Raw genomic sequence first — 22,139 nt, 5'->3', positions numbered from 1 at the left:
TGGGCGAAACGAAAAGAGGAGAGAACGGGAGAAACCAAACCCGTCAATTACATCCCAAACTTAGGGAACTTATCGTTGCTGTCCATCAGATTGCGGTAGCGTGCCAGGGTCCACAGCGGGAAATAGCCACTGTATCCGTGGTAGCGGAGATAGAAGATCCGCGGGAAGCCGACGGCGTTGAAATATTCTTCGACCCATTTGCCGTTGCGCGGTGCTTCCAGTAGATATTCAACACCGCGGTGCACGGCGTCATTGTCGACTTCGCCGACCGCCATCAGGCCCAACATTGCCCAGGATGTTTGTGACGGCGTGCTGGTCTTAACTTCATCGCGGCGGTGCTGCCAATAAGTGGCGCAGTCTTCGCCCCAGCCGCCATCGGGCCGCTGGCAAGAGATCAACCAGTCTTTGGCTTTTTGGATGTGCGGTGCCGACATGTCTTTGCCGAGTGCGCAATAGGCGTTCAATACCGACCAAGTCCCGTACACATAGTTATTGCCCCAGCGTCCGAACCAGGAGCCGTTGTCTTCCTGTTCAGCGCGAAGATACTTAAGAGCTTTTTTAACCACCGGGTGATTTTTGTCATAGCCCAATTGCGCCAGCATGCAGATGCAGCGCGCACTCACATCTGCTGTTGGTGGGTCCAGCAACGCGCCATGATCGGCGAACGGGATGTTCTGTAAGAAGTAATGTTCGTTGTCCGCATCGAAGGCACCCCAGCCACCATTTTTGGACTGCATGCCGATGATCCATTCCGTACCACGGTCAATGGCGTCCTTATATTTTTCAGGATCAGCGCGATGCAGTGCCATCACCACGACTGCCGTGTCATCAACATCAGGGTAATAGTCGTTCCAATATTGGAACGCCCAGCCGCCAGGGCGGATATTACCACGGTTGGCAGTCCAGTCGCCTTCAACTTCGGTGATCTGTCGGTTGACCAACCACTCGCAGGCTTTACGCAGGCGCTCATCGTCGTGGGTGACGCCGGCTTCCTGCATCGCTAACGCGCCAAGACCTGTATCCCAGACCGGCGACAGACACGGCTGGCAGTAGCCCCAGTCGTCATGCAGAATTAAAAGGTTGTCGATGGATTTACGGATGATTTTGCATTTTTCGTCGTTTTTATCGTGGCCCAACGTATCGTACATCATCAGCGCATTGGCCATCGCCGGGAAGATACCGCCCAGACCGTCTTCACCGTTCAAGCGTTCTTCGATAAATACCAGGGCCTTATCGATGCCTTTCTGCTGCCAAGATTGCGGCACGAAGGGCTCGACATACCGAGCAAGCTTATCAACCCCCAACATCACCCGGCCGAGCCAGCTGCCGGTCGGGTTTGTCAGAAAGGTTTTCACCTCATCCGGCGGCGTTAGGAACAATTCCTTGATATCGACATTGCGCGGGTTCTTGGCTTCGGGACGCAACGCCGCCAAGACCAACAACGGCACCATCACGGTCCGCGACCAATACGAAACTTTATCGATATGGAACAGCGCCCATTTCGGCAGCAGCATCGCCTCGACCCGCATCACCGGTACCGCACTCCAGGGGACTTGCCCAAACAACGCCAGGGCAAACAACGTGAAGACATTGACCCTTTCAGCACCACCGTGATTACGAATGGCGTTCAGCGCCCAGGTCATGTGCGGGGCTTCAGGGTCTTCGCCGGTTAATTTCAGTGCCAGATAAGCCTTTACCGACGCGCTCATGTTGAGATCACCGTCGTGATACAGCGGCCAGCCGCCGTGTGAGCCTTGGGTGCGGCGGATGTATTCTGCCAGCTTGGCTTCAATTTCGTCGTCGATTGTGCCTAGGAAATGGTTCAGAAGAATGTATTCAGCGGGGATGGTGACGTCGGCTTCCAGCTCAAACGACCAGGACCCATCTTCGGCCTGTTGGTCTTCCATCCAGGCCTTGGCCTTGGCGATAATCGCGTCGATTTTTTGATTTTGATCTTGGTTATTCCGAGGGCTTTGCTGAGGGTTTTTTTGGGGGTTTTGCTGGGGGTTTTGCTGGGGGTTTTGGACGTGATCCGGGCGCAGTTGCTCTACGACCGAAGAACGATCGGATTGCAGTGCTGAGTCTAATAAATTCACGTCGACCCCGTAAATCCCGTTTAACACTTGGTCCCAAGCTCTCAAAATGGCCAAAAAGGTCCATGTTTGTCAAGAGTCTAGTGCCTTATTGAGTGATTCTATTTGCAGCGATTCGGCCCGACCTAATCGCCCCTTCAAGGGTAGCGGGCAGGCCTGTGTTGGTCCAATCTCCTGCCAGAAACAAATTCGACCAGGCAGTAACAGGGCCTGGTCGTCTCGAAACGTCTTCCGGCGTTTGCGCAAAAGTCGCGCGCTTTTCCTTAACAATGCGGTGCGCCGGAAGGGGCTTATCGCCCAGTTCCAGGGCTTTCGCAACCTCTTTCCAGAGAGTCTCGGCAATTTCTTCGGCGGGTTGTTCGGCCAGCTTATCTGCGGCGCTGACCGTGACCGAGGCGACTTCACCGCGCACGAACAGCCACTGACTGACGCTGCCGACAAGGCCCATGAAACTGAGCTCGTCACTTCTGGGCGCGTCCAAAATAAAATGCCCGTTCACAATCGCCCGGGTTTCCAGAGGAACGGTAAGGTCGGGCAGTAACGAAGACGCGACTGCAGGCGGTACCGCAAGCACCAAGACATCATCTTCGTCCAAGCTCACCGTTTTGTCGCCCAAGTCTAAGGATGTTGTCCGTTCGTTGTCTAACGTGATTGTCCGGACCCGGGTGTTGAGATTAACGTCCGCGTCGTGCCCCTTCAAATAGGCGAGGGCAGGGTCAACAAAGCTTTCGCTCAAGCCTTCGCGGGCAATGCGCGGGCGGCAGAAGTCTTCGCCTTTGCCAAAAGCTTCTTTCATGACGGGCCACAAGAGCGCCGCCGCCGCTTCGTTCGCATCGGTGTTCAGGACAGCAACTCCTAACGGTTCCCAAAACCGCTCGAACAGCGGGCCGCTGTTGCCGAGGCATTTGGCGAGTGTGTCGTTCTTGCCGGCAAGTGCCAGACGCAGTGCCTTCAGGTAATCCCAGGCATTCGTTCCTGGCACCCGGCGGTTTTCACAAAACACCCACCACGGCAGCACCCCCTTGTTGGGGCGCACGGTCCAGCGTTCGCCGGACTTTAAATCGACGAAAGGATAGCTTGCCGTCTCTGGTCCTGTCAGGCTATCGGACGCACCAATTATTTTCAGGTAGGCCATGGCTGAGCTGTTACCACTCAGCAACAAGTGATTGCCGTTGTCGATGCGCCGACCCAGAGCCGCATCTTCATAGGAACGACACCGCCCACCGGCGTGGCCGGCGGCTTCATACAGCGTTACAGACTCGCCTCGTTCGGTGAGGGATACAGCGCACGAAAGCCCTGCCACCCCAGCCCCGATGATATGAATATGGCCAGCCACCGTGCTACAACATGCCGTAGCGGAAGGCGACCCACAGCTTCTTGACTTTGCTCAGCTTGACGGGGATATCGATATTTTTCCAGCCACGCACAAACAACTGTTTCATGATCGCATCATAGACTTCCATCATCATGATCGCCGGGCGCATTTGAACGCGGTTGCACTGTGCTAAGAGCTCGCGAGATTCCGTGAACCGGCGTTTGGCGACTTCAGCCAACAGCTCACACACATCCGACAGGCGCGGATGGGTCAGCACTTCATCAATGTTCGTGCTGTCGATGCCGTGGGCGATGAGCAAATCCTGGGGCAGGTACAGCCGGTCGCGTTCGGCGTCTTCGGCAACATCGCGGAGGATGTTCGTGAGTTGCAGTGCTTGACCGAGGGAGAAGGCGACCTTGTCTCCCAATTCTTTTTCAATACCGAAAACCATGTTCGACATGCGCCCAACCGAGCACGCGACCCGGTCACAATAAAGTTCCAGCTCAGCCATATTGGCAATGCGCACAGAGTTGCCAGCATCCATCTCCATGCCGTCGATCATGGCATGGAAATCTTGCTGCGGCAGGTTGTAGCGTTCCACGGGTTGGATCAAGGCTTTGGCCGTGGGGAGGCGGGCACTTTCGGCGAATATGCGGGTGACTTCACCGCGCCATTGACCAAGTTGGAAGCGCTTGGTTTCTTCCTCGCCCGGATCATCGGCAATGTCATCGACTTCGCGGCAGAACGCATAGATGGCATACATCGCCTGACGCTTTTCCGTCGGTAAGCGCCGCATCGCCCAGAAGAATGATGAGCCAGATCGGCGCACGACTTCTTCTGCATGGGCTGCTGGATCAGTCTCGATCTCAGTATTTGTCGCTATCTCATTCATGACGAGTATGGATACACCACCTTTTACTGAACGTCACGGGTCAAGAACTATAACTCCGCCCCTTCCAGGCCCCGCCGCGCCCGGCCCAATGTTGGCGAGCGGAATCAACGGTCATGGCTGTATAAATCAACCCGGCCAGCGGCAACGCCATCGCCCAGGCTGGGTTCATTTTATACAGTCTCAGCGTTGGCAAAAATGTGATCGCCATCACCAGCCAAGCACCACCGCCGGCAAGCCCTAAAAGTTCATCTCCCGTGATGCCGCTCCAGATCGCCATGATCGGTGCCGCCAGATAAATGATTGCCATGCCGACGACGGTGCCGATCAGTTGCAGGACCGAATGATCCAACTGCACGAACGCGGTGCGGGCGACCATGTGCCAGATTTCGCTCAAATGATTATAGACTCGCAAACTGTGCGCGCGTTCGGTCAGGCCCAACCAAATCGGCCCGCGAGCCTTGATGATCGCCGCCAGGGCGCAATCGTCGATCAACTTGTCCTTAATCGCGGCAATGCCGCCCGCATCTGCCAAGGCCTTCCGCTTGACCAATACACAACCGCCGGCGGCTGCGGCGACAGCATGGTCCGGGTTGTTAACCTGGGGGAAGGGATACAGCTTTTGGAAAAAGAAAATAAAGGCCGGGATCAGCAAGCGCTCCCAAAAGCTTTCACAGCGCAGCATGACCATTTCGGAAACCAGATCGAGTTTTTCTACCTCCGCCTTGGCCACCAGCCAGCGCAGGTTTCCCGGCGTGTGCGTGATGTCGGCATCGGTCAGCCAAATGTAGTCGGACGTGGTGGCGCCTTCGATGCCTTGGCTTACGGCCCACAGCTTACCGCTCCATCCAGCTTCCAAGGGCTTGCCGCTGACGACCGTGAGTTTGTCTGCCCGATCTCCTGCGGCGGCACGTGCGACGTCTGCCGTGCCATCGTCGCTGTTGTCGTCAACGACTACGACTGAGAGGGAGCCCGGATAATCCTGCGCCAACAAGGTCTCGACCGTCGCCCCGATGGAAGGGGCCTCGTTGCGCGCCGGTATGACAGCGGTGACGTTGGGCCATGAGTCCAAGTCTTTGGCTTCTCCGGACGTAATTTGATCCGAGCGCCAAAAGTTGCCTCTGAACAGGATGAGACCGATCCAGATGGCGAAGGGGAGGAAGGGGAGGAGGCGTTGTATCATGATATATCTAGTGAGTTTCGCTCAGACCCTTCGAGACGCGCAATTCTCGCGCTCCTCAGGATGAAGATTTTTTATTCAATAATATTCTTCATCCTGAGGAGCCGCAAAGCGGCGTCTCGAAGGACGCATTGTTAAGCTCCAACATCTCCCTCAAAATAAAACCGAACCAACGCCCCGAATGCCACACCAGACAAACTGGGGCTTACTTAACTGCACCCGCCCCGCCACCGGGTCTTCATTCCGCAAGCGCTTAATCAAGGCATCGGCAATACGGACGATGAAGGCGGATTCCATGGCCAGACGTTTGGACTTTAATCCCGCGGGCAAACGCCGCGCTTCGATCATGAGTTCGTCTGTTGCGTCTAGGCACTGATCAATGACTTTTCTGATCCCGGGGGATGCCTTGTCCTGATCCAATTGTTCGACCGTGCCACCATGTGCCGCCATCCAGTCGCCCGGCAGATACACCCGGTCCATGGTCTGATAATCGTCCTGGCAGTCCTGAAGATGATTGATCACTTGCAGCGCATTACACAGCGCATCCGACGGGCCATAGCCATCGACTGATCCGCCGTGAATATCCAATAGGTAGCGTCCAACGGGGGCTGCTGAGCGAATGCAGTAGTGCATCAGATCGTCCCAGTCGTCGTAGCGCCCTTTGACCGCGTCTTGTTTAAAAGCATCGACCAAGTCCAGGCAGTGCTGGGGCGTGGTGCCGGTTTCATTCAGGCTGTCGCGCATACGGTGGCCGGTCGCATAGAGCGGGTCGGGGTCGCCTTCGCCCAGCACGGCGCGTTCAAATTCACTGAGGCGTTTAATTTTTTCGTCGGGCTGGGTGTCAGGATTATCGGCGATGTCATCAATCGCACGGGCAAAGTTATAATACACAGCGATATGTGGGCGGAGATGCGCTGGCAACAGCCATGAGCCCACCGGAAAGTTCTCGTAGGCGGCGTCTTTACCTGAAGGAGTTTCGACCGAATCCTGTGTCGCCAATGGGGTGTTCATGACCTCGAGTTAGAGAGTCTTCTTCTTGCGGAGTTCCCTGAGCAAGCCCTCAACACCGCGGCCGCTTTTGCGAATGACCGAAGCGAACTCGTCGCGCTGGGTCATACCCATGCTGATGCCTTCGACCATCACGTCGATGATCCGGAACTGGCCTTCCTTGGCGCGCAGCCGCCAGTTGATTTTAGCCGCTACTTTTTTGCCTTCCCGAAATTCCGAATAAACCACCGTGTCCTTGCTGCCCTTGGAGATGGCTTTCTTCACAATCAAACTGGAGCCAGATAGTTTTGCAAAGCGGTCGGCGTAGGTCTTGATAATAAGGCTTTCGAACAGGTCGAAATACTCGTCTTTCTGGGGTTGCTTGGCCTTCCGCCAATAGCGCCCCAGCACCCAGCGTCCGATGGTTTTCACGGCAAAATTTTTGTGCAGGAGAATTTTAAAGCGACGCCGCCGCTCTTTTACATTTATGTTATCCCCGGTCAGGGTCGTCAGTGATTTATGGGCCAGGTTTTCGATGAATTTCAGGGCGCCATCAGAAAACGCGTCAGCGCGCGCGTTGTCCGGGCTCCAAACCACGGCCATGAATAAAGCAAAAACACCGGCAGAAAAAAGTCTTCGCATCGTCAATCCCTATCGCAAGCTGGAAGAGTCATTCGGGTGAAACTCCGAGTGACGTTCCCAGGCTATTTAGATCAAGTCTATCCTCGTTTTCAGAACCGAGATAGCGATCTTTCCACCAATCCTCCCTGAAATTCGGACCGGTATCCTCTATACTGCCAAAGAAGACCCAAAAATCAAGTCAAAATCATGTCAGACGGTCAAATGAGTACGATAAAGTTAACTTATATGTTGCGCTTTTACCCGCAAGGACGCACCTTCGCATCCTATCGTATGGTATTTAAAGATTGAGGCGAAAAAATGTTAAAAGTTTGGGGACGAAAAACATCCAGCAACGTGCGCAAGGTTTTGTGGTGTCTGGCAGAATTAAACTTGGAATTTGACCGAGTGGATCTTGGGGGCCCGTTTGGCGGCAACGATGATCCGGCGTACCGGGCGATAAACCCAAATGGACTCGTCCCGACCCTGGAAGACGGCGACACAATCATCTGGGAATCTAATTCTATTATTCGCTACCTCAGCTCCATTCACGGCAAGGGCACCTTGTGGCCGGAAGACCCGGCAGAACGGTCTGAGGCAGACCGGTGGATGGACTGGCAGTTATTTGCGCTGAATTCCACGGTTGGCTTTATTTTCCGTGAAACCACCCGCAAGGAAGAAGCGGACTGGGACCAAGACGCCATCGCCGAAGCCAAGCAAGCCGCCATTGTGTACATAAAAATGTTGGATGCACATTTGGCTGATAGACCCTTCGTCGCCGGTGAGAACCTCACCATGGGCGATATTCCCGTCGGCTTTTTTATTAATCGCTGGAAGCTGTTGGACCTGGATCATCCCGCATTGGCGAACTTGGACGCTTGGCATGACCGTCTGAAGGCACGCCCGGGATACAAGACTCATATCACCGACAACGGGCTTTAAAACGCCTCTCAAGGGATTGGCAGCACTCTCGTGCGGCGGCTGCTAATCCCTTGGAATTATTACATAATTGTTGAACTCTTATGGCGTTTCCTGCACACTGCCCAGTGGATAAGGAGATGCATCATGTCTGATCTGAAACGCCAACTTAAAGACTACCGCCTGACGACAGCGGAAATCCTGTACCACATGCCGGATCTTCCTAGTTTGCTGCAAAGTTTCGTGTGGCAGAAGCTGGACCTAGCCCCGCAATTTCCTGAATTAAAAAAGTTCCTGGATTTTTGGGAACAGCGGCTTGATGGCAAATTGCATTCAGTGCGCGTCGCCAATGCCCAGCTGATCAAACCGGCCGAAGTTCGCTTGGCAGATGGTGAGTTTATTATTCATTAGATTGGTCTGTATATAAGGTGAGTTTGTACCGCTGAGCGTCCTTCGAGATGCCGCTGGCGCGGCTCCTCAGGATGAAGATATATTAAAATTAAGTTTATTATCAATTGCTTATGAAAACTCTTCATCCTGAGGAGCGCTTGCTTAGGCGCGTCTCGAAGGACACTCATTGGCACCACGTCTTCAGGAATTACACGCAATAAAAAGGGGCCCACGAAGGGCCCCTTTCTCGTCACTCGAAGACTTCGTTCTAATTTTACATTGCGCGGACTTCAACCAGGAATTTCTCAACTTCCTGGGCCAGAATTTCGCCCTGTTTGGCCAAGTCGCCAGCTGATTCCATAACGTTGGAGGCGGCAATACCTGTTTCCTGGGATGCTTGGCTAACGCCGTTAATCGTGACGTTAACTTCCTGGGTAGAGGCGCTTTGTTCTTCCACCGCCGATGAGATCGTGGTTTGAATTTCGCTGATCTCGTTGATGGTTTTGCTGATGGTCTGAATGGCGTCTACCGACTCTTTCGTTGCCCCTTGGATCGAACTGATCTGGGCCGCAATTTCCTCAGTTGCCTTGGCGGTCTGATTGGCCAAGTTCTTAACTTCAGACGCGACAACCGCAAAGCCTTTACCAGCATCACCGGCGCGGGCAGCTTCAATTGTTGCATTCAAGGCCAGAAGGTTGGTCTGATCAGCGACGTCCTTAATCAGGTTCACCACTTGTCCGATCTTGTCTGCCGCATCGGCCAGACCTTGGACCATTTGATTTGAGCGTTCGGCTTCCTCGACCGCGTTGGAAGCAGCGGTCGCTGATACGGACACCTGTGAGGAAATCTCATTGACCGAGGCACTTAATTGTTCTGTCGCTGCTGCAACAGTACTCGCCTGATTGGTGGTTTCCTCCGCCGTTGCGGCCATGGATTCAGACGTCGCCTGCATTTCAGTGGCCGCAGCCGCCAGGGTTTCTACAACCGACTTAACATTCGACTCAAAGTCGTCGGCCATTTTGACTTGGCCAGTGACAACGCTCCAGACCAACAGAATACCTTCATAGCCACCGTCTGCACCGGTGATTGCCGAAACCCGAAGATCCAGAGTTTCTCCGCCGAGGTTGATTTTTGCCACATGCGGGAGGTTGGCAGGATCTTTCAACATTTGCCGCTGATGGGCGGGATTTTTATGGAATATATCGATGCATTGCCCGATTAAGCTATCCACCGTGCACGGAATAAGATGTTCCAGCGATTTCAGTGTGGTCTTGGTGAATTCGTTAATATAGGTAATTTCCAAGGATTCTGGATCGGCCAGCATCACGCCAACTGGAATTTGGTTGATGACCTGGAGTTGCCGGTTGCTGCTTTCTTCCGATTTAATTTTATCGGTGACCACGCTCCATGTCAGCATTGCAGAGACATAGTTGCCGGAACTGTCATTCATCGCCGTGACCAAAAGGTCTAGGTACTCATCGCCAAGTTGAATAATCGCCTGATGCGGAAGATTGCTGGGATCAGCCAACATCTGGCGTTGGTGGGCTGGGTTTTTGTGGAAAATATCAACACATTGCCCGACCAAGTCGTCGATTCTGCACGGCAACAAGTGTTCTAGACTTTTCAAGGTGTTTTCGCTGGTTTTGTTCATGTAAGTGATGCGGTAATCCTGAATCTCCAACATCATGATGTTGACCGGCATATTTTCCAGCATCTGTCCCTGCATTTTAGCATGGGTTGGGGTTTTTCTAAGCATGGCGCACTCCTTAAAATAAATCGCGTTATATGATAAACAATCGGCACTCTCCCCCTAATGGAGCAGCGCATTTATCCAATTTTTAAAATCTTTAGGGCCTTAGGCGTTGATAATTAATCAAGCTATTTGATGTTCTTCGCATAAAATACAATGATAATCATTATTAATTTTAAGAAAAATCTATATTTATTTGAGAAGTATTACTTTAAGCATAACATTTATTTATTGGTCTATGCAATTTGTATTAGTTTTAATGCAGAGAACGTTATGCTGCAAATGATTCAATACGATTGAATACGGGCGAAATTTCTAACATATTGCCCTTTAAACGGGTTCGCGGCAGGATGGTGTTGCTCAAGATTGTAAATCGATAAATCCCATTGATTTATCCGATTGAATATTTCCATTGATTTGTCCTGGGGGGGATGATGGCGGAAGTGAGTGCGAACGGTAGATCGAATGGTGTTGGCGGATTGGGAAAGAACCCGCCGGACGAAGAAGATCTACGGCAATTTTTTGGCCGCAACGACACTTATTATTTCTCCCAATATCAAAAGATTTCTGCCGGCGGTGGAGCGTTTCTGGGCGGCCTTATTTCATGGAATTGGTCGGCGTTTTTGTTGTCTGTTCCTTGGTATTTCTACCGCCGCATGGCGACCATCGGTGCGTGTTTGATGTTTGTGCCGGCGGTGTTGTGGCTGATCTCGCCCCGGGTGGCAATCATCGGCACGCCGCTGGTCTTTGCCGTATTGGCGATGGTTGCCAATTATGTCTATGTGACTCGTAGCGTTGAGAAACTGGAGGAGATCTATGGCGATACAATTTCCCAGATGCAACGCGAAGACGCGATCCTGAGGCGCGGCGGCACATCGTGGAGCGCCTACGCGGTGGCGGGCTTTATCGCCGCCCTTGGGTGGGGGTTGATCCCTAGGGGCGAGGGTGAGGCGCAGGCACAATGGATGCGGTTGTGGCAGGGGAGTGCTGTTGAATTGCCGACCTGCACCGATGATATTGTCCGCGAGCAGGCGGGATTGTTGCTGCGCATCGCGGTCCGCGACCGGGTGCCAGACAAAACCACCATCAGCCGTTTTAGCGTCTCCGGATATAAGGATCTTAGTTTTGATGCGATCAAGGTACTTCGCACCTGCCAAGCGACCGTGACCGGCCCCGGCGTCTCTTGGCGTTATGCTTTCGATGTCATCCAGAGTAACAATAAAGCGCCCCTAACCAAGGTCACCAATGCTCGTCCGGTGGAGTAAGGTGGCGCGGCTCTTAATCATTTTATGGCTTTTCATGGTGGCGGTTTTAGCCTTGCCATCGTCGGTGTTTGCTCAAGCGAAAGGCGTTCAACCGACCGCCAGCTATCTCAGCGAGAACATCGCCGGTTGGACCCTTCGGGTGAACAAGGAACTGCACTATCAGCGAAAAAGATTAGCAACCAGAGTGCGGCAGAAATTGCGCCGCGATCTCATTCGAATCAGCAAACTTGTACCGCCAAATGTCACGACATTCTTGCGCCTGATTCCGATCTGGGTGCAGCACGATGCACGCTGGGAAAAGTTTGATGAATTCAAGTTTCATTATTTTCACACCCAGGCCGGGCCGTGGCTGATCAAGAACGGCATCAACAAGGATAAGGCCGGCGGCATTTCCATCAGTGATGGTGGTTACTTTTTACAATCGGAGGACGGCGCGCCATTGTTGTTGCTGCACGAATTGTCCCATGCCTACCACGAACAGGTTCTGGGATACGACCATCCGGAACTTATCGCTGCATATAAAAAGGCCAGCGCCAATGGCAGCTATGATAATGTCGATCGCATTGATGGAAAGAAGGCCAAGCACTATGCGATGCGCAACGTCCGTGAGTACTTTGCCGAAGGCACCGAAGCCTACTTCGGACAAAACGACCACTACCCCTACAACCGCCGCGATTTGGAAAAACATGACCCAGAACTGGCGCGACTGATGAAGAAGTTGTGGTTACTGTGAAGGGGCTGTTGTGAGGGGAAAAATGATCAGCATCGTTAGTAGCCTTCTGGGCGCGTATTTGGTCTTTGTGATCGCCTTGTTCGCGTTGCAGCGCTCCATGATTTATCACCCAGGCAGTGCACCGCCATCTCCAACTCAGATGCGTGTGCCTGAGATGAAGGTCGTGAGTGCGTCGACAGCGGATGGGTTGGAACTGTCAGGTTGGTTCGCCCCACCCAAACCCGAAAAGCCGCTGATCGTGCTGTTCCATGGCAATGCGGGATCGGTAGCGGACCGCGCCTTTAAGGCTCGGCGTTATATGGATTGGGGCTATGGGGTGTTGCTGGCCGAATACAGAGGCTTTGGCGGCAACCCCGGCAACCCGAGCGAGGAGGGCTTATATGCGGATGCCAGGGCGTGGCTGAAATTTGCTGATGACCAAGGTCTTGGGCCAGACAATTTGGTGATCTACGGCGAATCTCTGGGCTCCGGTCCGGCGGTTCGGATGGCTTGGGAATTCGCAAAACAGAATACCCCAGTGGCAGCGCTGGTCTTGGAAGCGCCCTACACGACCCTGGCAGATGTCGCACAGCATCATTACCCGATTGTACCGGCCCAGTGGCTGGTTCGAGATCGTTTCAATTCAGCGGCGATTATCAGTGAGATCAATACCCCCTTGATCATCGTGCACGGTACCCTGGACGGGACCGTCCCCGTCAAGTTTGGTCAGGCTCTTTTTAACGCCGCTTCCGAGCCTAAAACCGCCCACTGGATTAAACTGGCGGGCCACAACAACCTTTACGATTCCCCTGCCGCCGAAGTCATTGATGGCTTTTTAGCCCGGGCTTTGGCGGCCCGGTAGCTGAAATAGCAAATCGAATCAGTGAATGGATTCAATAACTTGGACAGCGGTGGATTTTGCGCGCCTAAATTCACCCTAAGCTATTGACTTCTTTCGGTTTTTTGATATATTAGGACGTAGAGAAGTGTATGTTAGCCCGCGATGGGTCTGCGCATGTGTGTTTGCGTGGGGTTTTCGATGGGGTTGGCAGCCTGAAAATGAGACGAGGAAAGAGCCAGAATGGCCCTGATTGCAAGAGTGCAACAACCGGTAGCGACAGCACCCACCGCCCCAACGGCGGGGCGTACGGTTGCGTCTGTTCGGGGAAATGCCAGTGATCGGGGACAGGTTGAGGAGATCAACACCTCCGGCTCTATCTCGTTTGATAATACAGCGCTGATTTTCCAGGAGCAGGAGCGGGCGCTCGCCGATAACACCAATCAAGACCGTAGAAACAATCGGCCTCGGGCCGAAAACCCTGGCAGCTTTAACGCGCCGACGGATTTGTTCGTGTCGTTGCTGGAAATCAACGAACGCGGGGAAAAAAGCGACACCGGAAATGGGTTCAAGGGTGGACCCGGCGATTTCAAGAAAGCCATCGCCGTCTACGAAGACACCGTCCGCGTCATTACCGGCAGCTTCGAAAAACTTGGCTCTTCGCTCAGCCTTATTCTTTAGGCTCTGCTCGGTCCCCTCGAGTTACAGGTGAGTTGAACTCCAACGCTGATAACAATCCCAGCCAGCCGAACAGAGCATAGGCCGCCGCCAGCCCAAAGACCTGACCTAAGAAAATCTTATTCATAGGGACAATTGGGGGACAATTGGGGGACAATTGGGGGGCAATGATCAAAAGATTCCCCTGTTTATTGAAGTTTTATGTTTGGAGTCGTCCGGCGGGTGTGACCGGTAACGTGAAGAAGAACGTGCTGCCAGTACCAACTTCGGACTTAAATCCGATTGTGCCGCCGTGCAGCTCGACGATTGATTTGGAGATATTCAGGCCCAAACCGGTACCGCCCTTTTCTCGAGTGTCGGAAGAATCCACCTGAGTAAATCTTCCGAATATAAGATCCGTCATTTCTTCATCTATGCCGGGTCCTGAATCAGTGACCGAAACGGTTGCTTCCCTCTCATCATGGGTGATCGAAATTTTGACGATCCCACCATCTGGTGAAAACTTGGCGGCATTGGAAAGCAGGTTGGCGATCACTTGGGTCAGGCGACCCGCATCTGCCTGCAGCGTCACCCCAGACGCCAGGTCCCCAAAAACGAATTTTGAATTCTGCTCTTGGGCGTAGCCTTGATTGGTCTCAACCGCCTCCCGCACAAGAGCTGTGAGGTCAAGGTTTTCGAGATCGAGTTCCATATTGCCGGACTGAAGCTTTTCCATATCCAAGATATCATTGACCAATTGGATCAGGCGGTCGCTGTTCTTGTGGGCAACATCCACCATGTCCAACGCACTTTCCGAGATGTCACCCAGGGCACCGCTTTTGACCATCCCGAGAGCCCCCTTGATGGATGTCAGGGGGGTTCTAAGTTCGTGGCTGACGGTGGAGACGAATTCGCTTTTCATGCGGTCGACTTCCTTGCGCTCGGTTATGTCGCGCACGATAGCGACAAAGCGCGGATTTTCGTTGAGGGGGAAGATATACTGCAAAAATATTTCGACCGGGACTTGATTGCCGTTTTTATGCTGATGAATTGTTTCGAATGTCGTCGCGTGTTCTGGCCCCTCCATCAGTCCCTGGATCATGTTACGGAACTCCGCTTCCGTGAACTCAGGTTTAATTTGGAACGGGGCCATTTTATAAAGCTCGTCCTGGGTGTATCCGACTTGAGTCATGCCGCCCTGGTTGACGTAAAAGAACCGCAACGGATCAGGCCAAAACATAAAGATGCAGTCCTGGGTATGGTCGAGGGTCGTTCTAAATTGTGTAACTTCTTTCTCTGCGCGAACTCGGTCAGAGATATCAGTGTTCATGGAGCCGATCCCAAATATTTTGTTATTGGCATCTCTTACGGGGAATTTTTGTAGGATGGATGTTCTGATGGTTCCGTCCGAATGTGGTGTCTGAGTTTCCGTGCTGACGGCGTTTCCTGATTCCAAGACTTCGGTGTCTTGGGCGTCAATTCCTGACACATGGGCGGGCTCAAAAAAATCACCAACGGCTTTTCCGACGGCTTCTTTATGTGTTGGGTTGAACCAGTCGTTCCAAACCTTATTGACGATCAAATATAGACCATCCAAACCTTTCACACTGATGGCAGATGGTGAATTTTCCAAAACTGCAGAAATCATGATTTGGCTCTCGGCTAACTTGGTGACGGTCTCAAGGCGCTCTGTTTCGTCGGTTCGGATCGCAACATATTGGAACGGCGTTCCTTGTTCATCCAGGAACGGAACGATGGTGGCTCTTACCCAATAGTAGTCGCCGTTTTTCTTCTGATTCTTAATCTCACCTTCCCAGGTTTTACCGCTGGTGATGGTCTGCCATAAATCTTGATAGAACGCCTGGTCGTGTTCGCCGGATTTAAGAATACGATGATTCTGGCCGATTAATTCGTCACGGGTATGTCCACTTATTGCGCAGAACCTGTCGTTGACGTAGGTGATGTTGCCGTCAACGTCTGTAATGCTAACGATGGCGTGTTCATCAAGAGCCAATTTTTGAAATTCAAGCTCGCTGGTCGTGGCGGCCAATGTTTCTTCGCCTTTAATGATTTGTGTGGCGATGAGGCTGCTTATTCGGAAGAACAACAGGGACCCAAAAAAGATAATCAATAGGCCAAAACCGATGACAATTAAGGCGGCTTTCAAATAAGGGGCGCGGATCTCTGCAAGGTCGATCTTCGCGACAATGCCAAGGCCGAGCTCTTTGATCGGTTCATGAGCCGCCAATACCTCTTCGCCGCGATAGTCAGATCCGACGACAGTTCCCGACTGCCCGGAAAGGGCACGCCGCATGGGCTCAGCTAGACTAGAATTATAAGGAACGTACCGTGCCCCCTCTTCTGTGGGGCGACCTTGTTTGTTGGGCGTGGGGTGGCGAAAACTTAGTAGGAAGATAATTTTATCAGCCTTACGATTCCCCAGCACAAATTCACCGGTTTCCCCAAACCCTTTGTAGGCCGAAATTGCATCGTTGACTTGAGAAATCGTCGCTGCCGCGGCTCCCAGTGGATGATCTTTAGCGCTATATTTTTGATCGAACCGAGCGATGGCTTCAATCAAGCGCGCTTGGCTCTGCGCCATTTGAATCAGGTCCTGGCGCTTAACCTCATAGGCGGTGTTGTAGAGCACAACAATGGAAATACCACCGACAATAATGGCAATGGCAGCCATGATGAGAACAAGGGAGTTAATTCGCTTCATTTTAAATTTTTATCGACCGGCTTATCGCCATCCTAAAAGGATTTTATAATTATCTATATGAATGAGATTATATGTAGCTAAAACTGACAAAACAGTCAGGTAGTTCTTTTATCAAAACGTCGAGTGTAAATACAGTAACTCTTGGCGCTTTCAGACACTAATCTTATTTTATATCGAAAGGGGGGTATTCATATCTTTTGTCATGTTCGCCTGATGCTTCTAGACAGCTATTTTCAAGTAACAGGGGGGTATAGAATCCAAATGATTAATGAACGAAGTGCTTTAATTGTTTATTGGATTAAGATTATGAATGAAGTTATTAAATTTTCCGTTCCCTCTCGTATTTCAACGCTCAACCGGCCGATTGGCCAGATGATATCCTCGCTTGATGGCCAATCCAATTCGGTCGATGCGTTACAAATCGTGCTGAGTGAATTGAGGGCTGAGATGAATAAAATGGAAACTAATTTTAACCGCTTAAGTTCCGCATTTAACTAACACGGATTTTAACTAAATCGGCCATTAACTAACGCGAGTAGCCCGGTACCCCAGCCTGGGGAGGTGAACGCAGACTTGGCCTACTTGGTCATCTTCGCGCAGAATGGCGATGGTGCTGGCCGATAGATTTCGAAGAATTCCCTCGACCGGCACGCCGCCGTCGGCGGGTTCAATCGTAATCTTATCGCCAACGTTCAGGCCTTGCGGATCGCCAGGGTCGGCGCGTTCGGGTGTCTGGTGAGTAGAATTCTTAGCGATAGCGAGGGCATCGAGATCGCTTATATCGTCCGGAGTGCCGTGGCCGATATCTTTCATGCGTTGTTCCCAAGCAATGATATTTTTGAATTGTGATAAGAACGGCTCGGCTTCGGCCATGCGATCGCGCAGGAACCAGACCAGATAATAACACAGTGCATCCGGCAGGCCGGGCTCTGACCCCAGCATAAATTGACGGATCGCGACCCGTTCGTTCAGCCAACCAAGTTGTGCCCGAACATTCACCAAGGATTCCGTGTATTTGGCTTTGAGTCCATCGAGGGTGAAATCCGCGCCGAAGTAGAGCGGACCACGATCAGCCAAAAATTCTGTTGGCATGGTGTCGCTCATCTCAACCATGGCGATGGTCGTTACATCCTTGCACATCGGCCCATCGGTCCACCGCGCCACACCCCAGGCCATGCCTTCCGCGCCGCCGGGAAATAGTGTGGGGGTCGGGTGGCGGCGGTCAATTTCGCGGATAATCGCCAAGCTGTCACAAAAGATGTCGGCACCGATTTGCATCACCGGGGTTAAACGATAACCGCCGGTCAGCGGCATCAAATTCGGTTTCGGCGGCAGCCTTGGAATTTCCACAGATTTCCAGTCCAGCCCCTTGATACCAAGCACCACCCGGACTTTTTCACTGACCGGGGATTGCGGGTAGTGGTGGAGTATGATCTGGCTGTCGCTCATGGGGGGTATCCTTCTTTCATCCATGTACTTAACAGAGAAATTGACCGCCCATGTGACGTAGGTCAAGGAAGTCAGATTTCAACTCGGTGATACTGTTCCCTGAATGAATAAGTTATAAGTATGCAATTCGCGCGAGCCCGGAGGAGAGAACCTTAATGCGGCCCTCATTTGCTGCCGTCGTCTACACGCCGCGGTCCAACGGCGTCGGCTTCTTGGCGGCATTTGCTGAGGAACGTAAAAAGCACGGCGTCCGGGTCGCCGGGTTGGTGCAGGAAAAGGTGCTTAATGATGATGGTACTTACGCTGGGATCGATGCGGTTGATGTTGTGACAGGCGCGCGCAGCCCTATTAAAAGAGTTCCAAAGCATGACTACGATAAGAACGCCTGCGCGCTTGATGCGTCTGTATTGGTCGGGACAAGCGGCGTGCTGCGCGATGCGATTAAGAGCAAAGCCGAATTGATCGTATTTGATAAATTCGGTGTTGAAGAGCAAAAAGGGCGCGGCTTGTCTGATGAAATTATGTTGGCGATTAGCGACGGAATCCCCTTTCTGATCAGCGTTCCTGAAACGGCGTTGGAGATTTGGAAGGAGCGGACAGGTGGCATGGGCGGTGTGTTGCCGGTGGAAGTGGAAGCGCTTGAGCGCTGGTGGGGTGGTGTTTCGGGATAACTTTGCGACGCGTCCTTCGAGACGCGCGATTTTCGCGCTCTTCAGGATGAAGTTAAATAAAATTTCTTTGTATCAATGGACCTAAATATTACTTCATCCTGAGGAGCGCTCACTTGAGCGCGTCTCGAAGGGCCTGAGTAAAGTCTCCATCTTGTCTCAAACTCCACCTCAAGACTTTGTGAAAAAGAACCTCTTCCCCCGATCATCCACTTCGGTTACCATCCCGGCGATTCACGACAGTGTGGGGACAGTTCCTTCTGCTAAATACGGGGCATTAACCATACTGTTGTATATAGATTTGGATGCCTAACACCGCATACTTAACCCGCATTCTGGGGGGAACTTGAATGCCTAATATTTCGATGCTTGATATCGATGAGCTGAATAAGACCAAGCTTGCGCCTTATATTAAGAAGGCCCTGAAGCACCGTGCGCCGGACCCGGCGTTCCATGCCATGCAGGGCCACAACCCGGACCTGTCCGAAGCCATGTATGTGGCGTGGGGCACGGTGTTTAATTCCGGCGTGGTCGATCACAAGCTAAAAGAGATCATTCGAATCCAACTGTCCCGGCACGCCGTCTGTAATTATTGAGGCAACGTGCGGTCTGCTTCGGCGAAGCAGCAAGGATTGACGGAAGAAGACATCGACGAAGGCATCAATAACTATGAAGCCAGCGACCGGTTTACCGATGCCGAAAAGGCAGCGCTGCGTTATAGCGAATACATGGCGTCGGATTTAGACAAGATCGACGAAGCGTTCTACGACGACTTGAAAAAGTATTATTCGTCGGAAGAAATTGTCGAGCTCGGCACCTACATTGGCGTTAACATTGGTTTCCACACGTTCTTTGGGACATTGGATTTCTATCCGATGTTCTCGCCGGACGGACGGCTGGTCAGCCAGGAAGAATCAAAAGAAATCTATGGCACGACGCCAATATCCCACACCGAAGGGGCGATGGAGCGCGCTTTAGATTTAGCGCCCGACTCGGCTGCTGAATAGGAAGATAGAGACTCTATGGCTTACATTGACTCCGCGCCGGCTGAAAACTTAGAGAAGCCGAAGATTAAGGAATACATGGCCTTGGCCGAAGACCTGGGGATTGCCGATAAGCAGTTCTTTGAGGTGTTGGCTCACGCGCCCAATTATGCCGAGGCCCTGTTCAACGCCATGCGCCAGGCGTATGAAAACGGTGGCTTGGACGTGCGCCTGAAAGAAGCCATTCGCATTCAGTTGGCCAGGCTGGCAGGGGACAAGTACTTCGCCTCCCTCAGATCGAAGAAGGCCATGAAACGGGGCCTGACTGAAGAATTGATTGAGGCTGCCTGTGGCGACTTTGAAAACGAACCCCAGTTTAGCGACGCCCACAAATGGGCGTTCCGCTACGGCTACCTGATGTACCGGGAACCCGCAAAGGTCGATAAGGCGTTCTACGACGAAGGTAAGACCCACTTCTCCGAAGCCCAAATCATGGAACTCGGCAACTACATGACCATCAACTACGGCATGCAGGTTTTTATTCGGACACTGAATTTGACGCCGCAGGGGTAGGGACGTATCAGGCCTAACCAAAATCCTACGGTTGCTAAAATTGTCTATTCCGCGACGGGCGGCGAGAGAATATCTGCGATTTCATTGAGTAATGGGGCCAACTGCTCATGGTCAATTGAGTGCATTACATTATCAATGCGTGAGTGGCTATATCCCTGCTGGTAAAGTGTTGCAGCCTTATCTCGAATATTTCGAGCGGCGATGTCACATATCTCCTGTCCCACTGCGTCCTTACTGTTTTGCCGATTTGAAATTTCTTTTTTTAGTTGTTCTCCAAATACCTTTTCTTTTCTGATAATAGCGAGAGCAGCAAGCCCATATATTGATTTATCTAGTGTTCCCCAGCCCGACCCGTATTTTCCACCCTTGAAGCCCCATGATAAAAGAATTTTGCCAACTTGCAGGGAAAATTCCTCAAATTCTCGTTGGTTAGAATCTAACGCTACATCAAAAAGTATTTCTGTCACCGAAAAATTTTCCACGTGCCTCACGGATTCATTGTTATCTGGAATCCAGGTCAATACTGATACAAGCCAGAGTGCGTGCTTTTTAAGTTCCTCACGAGTGTGCTCAGGACAAGACTTAGTATTTGAAATAAACAAAAGAAGTTTTGTGATACTGGAAATCCAGTGAATGATATCAAATGTAAAAAATGATTTATTCTTGATGGATAACAGAAATAATTCTTTTTCTGTTTTAGATAAACTCTGAGCCCATTCCTCAATTTTTCGGATAATGTTTTGGCAGCGTTCATCGCTTGTTGAATTTTCAGAAAGCGCATGGGCAAGGTCGGTAAGCCATTGAAGAAAACTATCAGGAGTAGTTCCTGAATAATACGGACCCATATTTGTGCTGAGGACTTTATTGAGTAGCGTCTCAGGTACGGCGAATAAAAATTCTGCAATAAAATTGATGTTTCTTTTTACGTCTTCCAAAGCATATCTAACGTCGTGGTGCTCACTATAGATTAAGTTTTTCGTTAAATTCGTCAACTGCTCAACGCCAACTTGGGTAACTGGGCGGTAGTCATCTTTGGTTGCGCAGGCTCCTGCGATCATGCCAATCCTTTCGGTCAGTGTTCTAATATCATTGTGATCTGCCTGAAGAATGAAAAGTTGCGCAGTTTGGCCCATAAGACGCATCCATTCCATTAGCACATCAGGCATGACCTTTGGCAATATTGATTTTGCTGACCCGGAAAGGTAGCTAGCGGCAAGATTTGCGTGTGTTTTAGTTTCGAATTCTTGAGAGTAGTCAATTCTCAGATACAATTTAGCAAGTTGTGCTATGGTCTGTAACGTTTGCTCTATTTGGTTTTCATCACCGCGCTCAACTCCAATGTGCAAGTTTTGTCGTAAATGCTCTAATGTTACGTTGATAAATCCGTCAGTGGAGAGTGAATTATTGATCAAAGGGTTTTGGGCAACAAAGGTTTTTCCCTTCGCTTCGATATACCCAGCATTAATACCCACTATTGCCGTCAACGCAGCACCAGAGACTTCATAGTCACCATCTTCCGCATAACGTCGAGCAAAAGTAATAGCATGTAAAATGGCGTTTTGCGCCTGATTGCTCCAGTGCGGGTTAATTTGAAAATACTTAAACCGCTCTAAGTCGTAAGTAGATTGAGTCTCTAATGTCGGGTCGGCGTGCTCATTACTAATTTCTTCAAGAATTGGCGCAGCATGTTGCGCGTTACGTACCCAGCGCCGAAAATCTTTTTGGGTGGCTTCTACGATGAAGTTTAGTTGCTGAATGGGATTAATAAGGGACAGGGCGCGACGATAAGCATAAAGGAACAGGCCCAGAACCAAAAAGGTTCCCCAGACTGTTCCATAAACAGCGACGGCGACCCAAGACTTGTCGGGAATCATAGATAGTGTTGCAATTGTGATGGCGAGTAAAAATGTGATGCCGAATGCACCGAGTAAGTAACGGTCTGAGCTTAGTTTGCGAAATAATCCATGAGGCATGCGTTCGATATTTACTTGAATAGCAAACATGACGAGAGTGAACGCGATAGCAGTCGCTCCTATTAACGCCCCCCCAATGGTGAGTATCAAGGATCTAAAACTTCCCAGACTTTCGGTTGTAGCGAAGTTAGGTTGAAGCGCCACTTGAGTTTCAGGAAG

The 22,139-nt window shown here is 51.5% G+C and carries 20 protein-coding genes; 10 read left to right on the top strand and 10 right to left on the bottom strand.

Annotated features, from left to right (window positions below; translation table 11 throughout):
- Positions 1 to 47: 47 nt before the first annotated feature.
- The 6 genes from shc to HOM51_07020 all read right to left on the bottom strand — a co-directional run bounded on the left by shc (position 48) and on the right by HOM51_07020 (position 7,106).
- The gene (gene shc / locus HOM51_07045; GenBank protein MBT5034262.1) at positions 48 to 1,907 is read right to left on the bottom strand and encodes a squalene--hopene cyclase; all 1,860 of its coding nucleotides are present in this window, start codon (positions 1,905 to 1,907) and stop codon (positions 48 to 50) included.
- Between the two features lie 274 nt (positions 1,908 to 2,181).
- Positions 2,182 to 3,429: an NAD(P)-binding protein gene (locus HOM51_07040; GenBank protein ID MBT5034261.1), complete on the bottom strand. Its 1,248-nt coding sequence runs from the start codon at positions 3,427 to 3,429 to the stop codon at positions 2,182 to 2,184.
- A 4-nt stretch (positions 3,430 to 3,433) separates the two neighbouring features.
- Complete coding sequence (gene hpnD / locus HOM51_07035; protein ID MBT5034260.1) at positions 3,434 to 4,300, bottom strand: presqualene diphosphate synthase HpnD; 867 nt, start codon at positions 4,298 to 4,300, stop codon at positions 3,434 to 3,436.
- A 40-nt stretch (positions 4,301 to 4,340) separates the two neighbouring features.
- Positions 4,341 to 5,480: a glycosyltransferase gene (locus HOM51_07030; GenBank protein MBT5034259.1), complete on the bottom strand. Its 1,140-nt coding sequence runs from the start codon at positions 5,478 to 5,480 to the stop codon at positions 4,341 to 4,343.
- 150 nt (positions 5,481 to 5,630) lie between these two features.
- Positions 5,631 to 6,488, bottom strand: a complete 858-nt coding sequence (gene hpnC / locus HOM51_07025) for a squalene synthase HpnC (protein ID MBT5034258.1) — start codon at positions 6,486 to 6,488, stop codon at positions 5,631 to 5,633.
- Between the two features lie 9 nt (positions 6,489 to 6,497).
- Entirely contained in the window at positions 6,498 to 7,106 is a 609-nt protein-coding gene (locus tag HOM51_07020; GenBank protein ID MBT5034257.1) for an ABC transporter substrate-binding protein, read from the bottom strand.
- Positions 7,107 to 7,403: 297 nt separating this feature from the next.
- Here HOM51_07020 and HOM51_07015 point away from each other — a divergent pair, with 297 nt between their 5' ends.
- Both HOM51_07015 and HOM51_07010 read left to right on the top strand, forming a co-directional pair.
- Positions 7,404 to 8,024, top strand: coding sequence for a glutathione S-transferase family protein (locus tag HOM51_07015; protein MBT5034256.1), 621 nt, complete (start codon positions 7,404 to 7,406; stop codon positions 8,022 to 8,024).
- Between the two features lie 123 nt (positions 8,025 to 8,147).
- The gene (locus HOM51_07010) at positions 8,148 to 8,411 is read left to right on the top strand and encodes a Usg family protein (protein MBT5034255.1); all 264 of its coding nucleotides are present in this window, start codon (positions 8,148 to 8,150) and stop codon (positions 8,409 to 8,411) included.
- A 253-nt stretch (positions 8,412 to 8,664) separates the two neighbouring features.
- On the opposite strand, the gene HOM51_07005 is transcribed toward HOM51_07010, so the two are convergent.
- Positions 8,665 to 10,146 carry a PAS domain-containing protein gene (locus HOM51_07005; GenBank protein ID MBT5034254.1) on the bottom strand — a complete coding sequence of 494 codons (1,482 nt, stop codon included), beginning with the start codon at positions 10,144 to 10,146 and terminating at the stop codon, positions 8,665 to 8,667.
- Positions 10,147 to 10,574: 428 nt separating this feature from the next.
- On the opposite strand from HOM51_07005, the gene HOM51_07000 reads away from it, so the two are divergent.
- The 4 genes from HOM51_07000 (at position 10,575) to HOM51_06985 (ending at position 13,636) form a co-directional block, all read left to right on the top strand.
- The gene (locus tag HOM51_07000; GenBank protein MBT5034253.1) at positions 10,575 to 11,405 is read left to right on the top strand and encodes a hypothetical protein; all 831 of its coding nucleotides are present in this window, start codon (positions 10,575 to 10,577) and stop codon (positions 11,403 to 11,405) included.
- Between the two features lies 1 nt (position 11,406).
- Positions 11,407 to 12,138 carry a hypothetical protein gene (locus HOM51_06995; protein MBT5034252.1) on the top strand — a complete coding sequence of 244 codons (732 nt, stop codon included), beginning with the start codon at positions 11,407 to 11,409 and terminating at the stop codon, positions 12,136 to 12,138.
- 22 nt (positions 12,139 to 12,160) lie between these two features.
- On the top strand, positions 12,161 to 12,979 hold the full coding sequence (locus HOM51_06990; GenBank protein MBT5034251.1) for an alpha/beta hydrolase: 819 nt from the start codon (positions 12,161 to 12,163) through the stop codon (positions 12,977 to 12,979).
- 219 nt (positions 12,980 to 13,198) lie between these two features.
- The gene (locus HOM51_06985) at positions 13,199 to 13,636 is read left to right on the top strand and encodes a hypothetical protein (protein MBT5034250.1); all 438 of its coding nucleotides are present in this window, start codon (positions 13,199 to 13,201) and stop codon (positions 13,634 to 13,636) included.
- Between the two features lie 196 nt (positions 13,637 to 13,832).
- On the opposite strand, the gene HOM51_06980 is transcribed toward HOM51_06985, so the two are convergent.
- The gene (locus tag HOM51_06980) at positions 13,833 to 16,334 is read right to left on the bottom strand and encodes a PAS domain S-box protein (protein ID MBT5034249.1); all 2,502 of its coding nucleotides are present in this window, start codon (positions 16,332 to 16,334) and stop codon (positions 13,833 to 13,835) included.
- Positions 16,335 to 16,856: 522 nt separating this feature from the next.
- Positions 16,857 to 17,783 carry a glutathione S-transferase family protein gene (locus tag HOM51_06975; protein ID MBT5034248.1) on the bottom strand — a complete coding sequence of 309 codons (927 nt, stop codon included), beginning with the start codon at positions 17,781 to 17,783 and terminating at the stop codon, positions 16,857 to 16,859.
- 155 nt (positions 17,784 to 17,938) lie between these two features.
- On the opposite strand from HOM51_06975, the gene HOM51_06970 reads away from it, so the two are divergent.
- The 4 genes from HOM51_06970 (at position 17,939) to HOM51_06955 (ending at position 20,007) form a co-directional block, all read left to right on the top strand.
- Complete coding sequence (locus HOM51_06970; protein MBT5034247.1) at positions 17,939 to 18,454, top strand: DUF2478 domain-containing protein; 516 nt, start codon at positions 17,939 to 17,941, stop codon at positions 18,452 to 18,454.
- Positions 18,455 to 18,801: 347 nt separating this feature from the next.
- A complete protein-coding gene (locus HOM51_06965) occupies positions 18,802 to 19,047 on the top strand; it encodes a hypothetical protein (GenBank protein MBT5034246.1) in 246 nt (81 codons plus the stop codon).
- A 6-nt stretch (positions 19,048 to 19,053) separates the two neighbouring features.
- On the top strand, positions 19,054 to 19,458 hold the full coding sequence (locus HOM51_06960; GenBank protein ID MBT5034245.1) for a hypothetical protein: 405 nt from the start codon (positions 19,054 to 19,056) through the stop codon (positions 19,456 to 19,458).
- Between the two features lie 15 nt (positions 19,459 to 19,473).
- Positions 19,474 to 20,007, top strand: a complete 534-nt coding sequence (locus tag HOM51_06955) for a hypothetical protein (GenBank protein ID MBT5034244.1) — start codon at positions 19,474 to 19,476, stop codon at positions 20,005 to 20,007.
- 44 nt (positions 20,008 to 20,051) lie between these two features.
- Here the strand turns inward: HOM51_06955 and HOM51_06950 are convergent, their stop codons facing one another.
- Positions 20,052 to 22,070 carry a hypothetical protein gene (locus HOM51_06950; protein ID MBT5034243.1) on the bottom strand — a complete coding sequence of 673 codons (2,019 nt, stop codon included), beginning with the start codon at positions 22,068 to 22,070 and terminating at the stop codon, positions 20,052 to 20,054.
- Positions 22,071 to 22,139: the final 69 nt, after the last annotated feature.

The organism is Rhodospirillaceae bacterium (assembly GCA_018660465.1).
Taxonomy (GTDB): Bacteria; Pseudomonadota; Alphaproteobacteria; order Rhodospirillales; family JABJKH01; genus JABJKH01.
This window is presented reverse-complemented; position numbering and strand designations above follow the sequence as displayed.

Coding starts and splice junctions, on each gene's coding strand:
- hpnD (MBT5034260.1), bottom strand. CDS start 4,300: ATGAATGAGATAGCGACAAATACTGAGATCGAGACTGATCCAGCAGCC.
- HOM51_06970 (MBT5034247.1), top strand. CDS start 17,939: ATGCGGCCCTCATTTGCTGCCGTCGTCTACACGCCGCGGTCCAACGGC.
- HOM51_06955 (MBT5034244.1), top strand. CDS start 19,474: ATGGCTTACATTGACTCCGCGCCGGCTGAAAACTTAGAGAAGCCGAAG.
- HOM51_06985 (MBT5034250.1), top strand. CDS start 13,199: ATGGCCCTGATTGCAAGAGTGCAACAACCGGTAGCGACAGCACCCACC.
- HOM51_07005 (MBT5034254.1), bottom strand. CDS start 10,146: ATGCTTAGAAAAACCCCAACCCATGCTAAAATGCAGGGACAGATGCTG.
- HOM51_07020 (MBT5034257.1), bottom strand. CDS start 7,106: ATGCGAAGACTTTTTTCTGCCGGTGTTTTTGCTTTATTCATGGCCGTG.
- HOM51_06975 (MBT5034248.1), bottom strand. CDS start 17,783: ATGAGCGACAGCCAGATCATACTCCACCACTACCCGCAATCCCCGGTC.
- HOM51_07015 (MBT5034256.1), top strand. CDS start 7,404: ATGTTAAAAGTTTGGGGACGAAAAACATCCAGCAACGTGCGCAAGGTT.
- HOM51_07010 (MBT5034255.1), top strand. CDS start 8,148: ATGTCTGATCTGAAACGCCAACTTAAAGACTACCGCCTGACGACAGCG.
- shc (MBT5034262.1), bottom strand. CDS start 1,907: ATGGAAGACCAACAGGCCGAAGATGGGTCCTGGTCGTTTGAGCTGGAA.
- HOM51_06965 (MBT5034246.1), top strand. CDS start 18,802: ATGCCTAATATTTCGATGCTTGATATCGATGAGCTGAATAAGACCAAG.
- hpnC (MBT5034258.1), bottom strand. CDS start 6,488: ATGAACACCCCATTGGCGACACAGGATTCGGTCGAAACTCCTTCAGGT.
- HOM51_07000 (MBT5034253.1), top strand. CDS start 10,575: ATGGCGGAAGTGAGTGCGAACGGTAGATCGAATGGTGTTGGCGGATTG.
- HOM51_06980 (MBT5034249.1), bottom strand. CDS start 16,334: ATGAAGCGAATTAACTCCCTTGTTCTCATCATGGCTGCCATTGCCATT.
- HOM51_06990 (MBT5034251.1), top strand. CDS start 12,161: ATGATCAGCATCGTTAGTAGCCTTCTGGGCGCGTATTTGGTCTTTGTG.
- HOM51_07030 (MBT5034259.1), bottom strand. CDS start 5,480: ATGATACAACGCCTCCTCCCCTTCCTCCCCTTCGCCATCTGGATCGGT.